This window comes from Candidatus Cardinium sp. cBcalN2 (genome assembly GCF_022810445.1).
Taxonomy (GTDB): domain Bacteria; phylum Bacteroidota; class Bacteroidia; order Cytophagales; family Amoebophilaceae; genus Cardinium.
This window is the reverse complement of the sequence record NZ_JAACGD010000062.1, coordinates 1-3,476: the sequence shown is the minus strand read 5'-3', so window position 1 is coordinate 3,476 and position 3,476 is coordinate 1. Positions and strand designations below refer to the sequence as shown.

The 3,476-nt window shown below is 36.5% G+C and carries 2 protein-coding genes; one reads left to right on the top strand and one right to left on the bottom strand.

The genetic code is table 11. The features are described 5' to 3' along the window. Positions 1 to 427: 427 nt before the first annotated feature. Complete coding sequence (locus tag MUW74_RS01855; RefSeq protein WP_243517246.1) at positions 428 to 2,242, bottom strand: hypothetical protein; 1,815 nt, start codon at positions 2,240 to 2,242, stop codon at positions 428 to 430. A gap of 257 nt (positions 2,243 to 2,499) precedes the next feature. Between MUW74_RS01855 and nadD the strand changes: the two genes are divergently transcribed. Continuing rightward, positions 2,500 to 3,180, top strand: a complete 681-nt coding sequence (gene nadD / locus MUW74_RS01850; protein ID WP_243517245.1) for a nicotinate (nicotinamide) nucleotide adenylyltransferase — start codon at positions 2,500 to 2,502, stop codon at positions 3,178 to 3,180. Positions 3,181 to 3,476: the final 296 nt, after the last annotated feature.

Sequence of the window (3,476 nt, the reverse complement as noted above, 5' to 3'; positions counted from 1 at the left end):
CTTACACCTGGAAAAACAGAACTCGCCCGCTTCGCGGGCTTCAAACAGGCTGTTTTTCTATTTCAGCTGTAAGGGCTGCTTGCTGATCGCAACTATTTTACAAGGGGCGTTTTTGCTTTTTCTACGTAGCCTTTGCCACTGCGCTGAACGGCTACGTTTCTCCAGCTCTAAGAAAGTTTCTGTTCACCACTATGGCTTATGCTAGGAAAAAAACGCGCACTTTTTTCATCAGCGCTTGATTTTTTGGCTACTTTTTGATCAAGCAAAAAGTATCTTTAAAAAATTCATTAACCCTTAATACCCTTCCCTGCAACTGTTTTTATTTTCAACTGGTGAGCTATTCTTGCTGATCGCAAATTTTTATTAGGACTCTATATATTTGTTGTTTTTTACTCTTTCAAACTCCAATTCCCCTAACGCACTACCTTTAAGCTATTTCTGTGTTTGATAGAGAAGCATCAACTACAAATTTATCTTTAGCAAAGCGGAGCACAGGAATATGTTGATTAGCATGATGTTTACCATAGGATAGACCCTGAAAAATAAGGCTACTGTAGTGCATATTGCCCCATTCTTTCTGAAAATAAGTCCCATAACGCCCCAGCATTCTACCAAAAAATAGCATCATCTCATAGCCAATGTAACCTTTTTCATTAGGTTGTGTGCTATTCTTTTCAAAAAACTTTTTTCGAAATGTGCTTAAAGCAGATCTACTATAGTCTATATAGTTGGGGGCTAAGAATAAAATAGGTAACCGCTTCAATTGGTGAATGTGTAAGATTTCTTTTTTAATCCATTGCTCATGGCCTATAATTTGTGGTTTAATACCCAGTTTTAAACAGAGACTGATTACATTGGAAACAAGCAACTCATTTTGGGATGGAACATAGATATGGGTTAGTTTATTTAAATCCGATTCATCTTTTTCAGTAGTTGCAATATCTTCTTCTTCTTTTGCCTCTTGTTTACCGGCTTGGTTAAAAAAGTCTTTGATAGCCTTGCTAGGCAGTTGTAAAAAGAGATCTGTATTTTTTCCCAATTGTTGCTCAACGATAGTTTTATATAGGTTTGCTTGCAATACTTCTTTGGGGTCGGTACCATAAAAAATACCTATAGAGGCTTCTTCTGTTGATTTGCCAGATAGGTCACTTAGTGTAAGTTGTGCGGCTCTTTGGGCACAAGTTTCTAGATCAGGCTGGAAAAGAAAGGCAAATGGATTACCCTTGGTTACGGCAGCATTATCTGAAATCGGGTTTACAAGATTAATTTTGTGTTTTTTAGCAAATGTAGCAACTAATGGAATCGTTTCAGGATAAAGAGGGCCTATGATCAAATCCATATAGGGCATTCCCTCTTGAGCCAGTAATGCCTTGGTAACGCTTGCATCTCTTTTAGTATCAAATACAAAAAGATTGATCACGATACCTTCTTCAGCCAGTTTTTCTATGGCCAATTGTATACCCTGATATAACTCAATAACAAATTGATCTGTACAAGCCTCATAGTCAAACTCTTCTACAAAAAAGGGCAGGAAGATAGCTACATCATAGGCTGTTTTATGCTTAGAGGTTACTTGTTTTAAAGGATCGTATGTATAATCAGCAAAATGGTATTGTTGTTTTAATGCATCTAACCGAGCAAAATCTTGTGTAAAATATGCTTGCTTGGCTACTTTTTTATGTAAAATATTTTTGATGATACAATCGTTTGGAAATTTTTCAACGAGTTCTTGCAAAGCAGTATCATCTTGTATTTGTTTAAGAAAATATTTTTTCATTTCCAGAATAGGCTCGGCCATACTTTTATCTTTGATTAGCGCAAGCGTGTTGAGGGCTTGTTCAAAACTTCCAGTTTCAAAGCTACATTGGGCAGACCAATAATGGGTTTCATTTTGTTTATTCCAGTCTGGAAATTTTGCTTGTAGCTCTAAAAAAGCGTCTCTAGCGATTTTGGTTGCTCCATTGTGATAGGTGGCTAGTGCATAGTAGAAATGAATATAGGGGGCAAGGGCAGAAGGATGGTGCATTTTTATCAGTCTCTCAAATAAGGCGCTTGCCTGGGCATAATTTTTTGCTTGGTAGACTTTTTGGGCAGTTGCATATTGCGCCAATAGGAGCTGTGCATCGCGATCTGATATACCCAATCGGACTTTAGATTGGCCTAGGGCCATATTTCCTATGGGTTGTAGGAATAAGAAGAAAAATAATAGTAGATAATTTTTGTTAGTTTTATACAAATGCATACTCCGAAGGAGTTTAGGTTATACTTTTTGCTTGATGAAGCAATATGCAAAAAATCTAGCACTGTGCAAAATACGCATTATGTTTTATTTTTAAACTAAGGTTGATTATAGTTTTTGCTTATCTTTTTTTATAAAATCATAAAGCAATTGTATGCTTCGTAAGCTAATCAAAAATATTCCCTAGTGTGGCAGAAGTGCACCGAAAAACGCACCAGAAATTTCTACACAACTAGCGAACCTTTTCGCATGAGGCCAAAATGAGTGGAGAAAAAAAAATAGTATTATTAAGTTGCGGTTCATTTAATCCAATAACAATATGGCACCTAAGAATGTTTGAATTGGCAAAAGACTATTTCAAAAGAATGGGTGGCCATTGTGTTACGGGTGGTATCATATCTCCGACTCATGATAGTTACCAGAAACCTAAACGATTAGCATGTGGAGAGCATAGGTGTCAAATGGCTAGACTGGCTCTTACACCACTCTATGGTCGTAATCATTGGGTTAGAGTCGATGACTGGGAGACCAAACAACACAAATGGCACCGAACTATTGAAGTGCTTGATTATCAATGTACTAAATTGAATGAGGTAAACACAACGCTCAAGCTATTATGTGGTGCAGACCTTTTTAGCTCTTTTCATGTACCCAATCTGTGGAACGATCAAGACATTGAGCTGATTGTTAGTAAATATGGTTTAGTAGTCATCACTAGAGAGGGTTTCGACCCTTTTAATACTTTAAAAAACAGTCCAAAATCTCACATATTCCGTAAATACCAGAGGAATGTAATAATAATTGAAGAGAAAATAAAGAATAGAATCAGTTCTACTGCCATAAGACATTGCATTAAAAATCGTGAGAGTATACGATATTTGGTACCCGATTCTGTCATTGAATATATTAATGCAAACAACTTATATCTGTGTGATTCCTAAATGTTGTTGCACTAAATATGTAGGATAAGGTGAGCTATGCTTGATTCGTTCAAAACTATGGCTGTTCTAGGCAAATTTTACCAATGTCATGAACAGATACAGTTTGTATCTGTTCATGACACTGGTAAAAAATGAATCTTTATTGTTACTTTTTTTTTGATAAAAAAGTAACCAAAAAATCAAGCCCTCAGTAAAAAGTTGCAGCAATCACCTGTTAGAGCTGTAAAAACAGAACTCACCCGCTGCGCGGGTTCAAACAAGCTGTTTTTCTAATCAGCTTTAATAGGTGATTGCCC

Bases quoted from the DNA above. Each gene is read 5' to 3' on its own strand.
- MUW74_RS01855 (WP_243517246.1), bottom strand. From the start codon at position 2,242: ATGCATTTGTATAAAACTAACAAAAATTATCTACTATTATTTTTCTTC.
- nadD (WP_243517245.1), top strand. From the start codon at position 2,500: ATGAGTGGAGAAAAAAAAATAGTATTATTAAGTTGCGGTTCATTTAAT.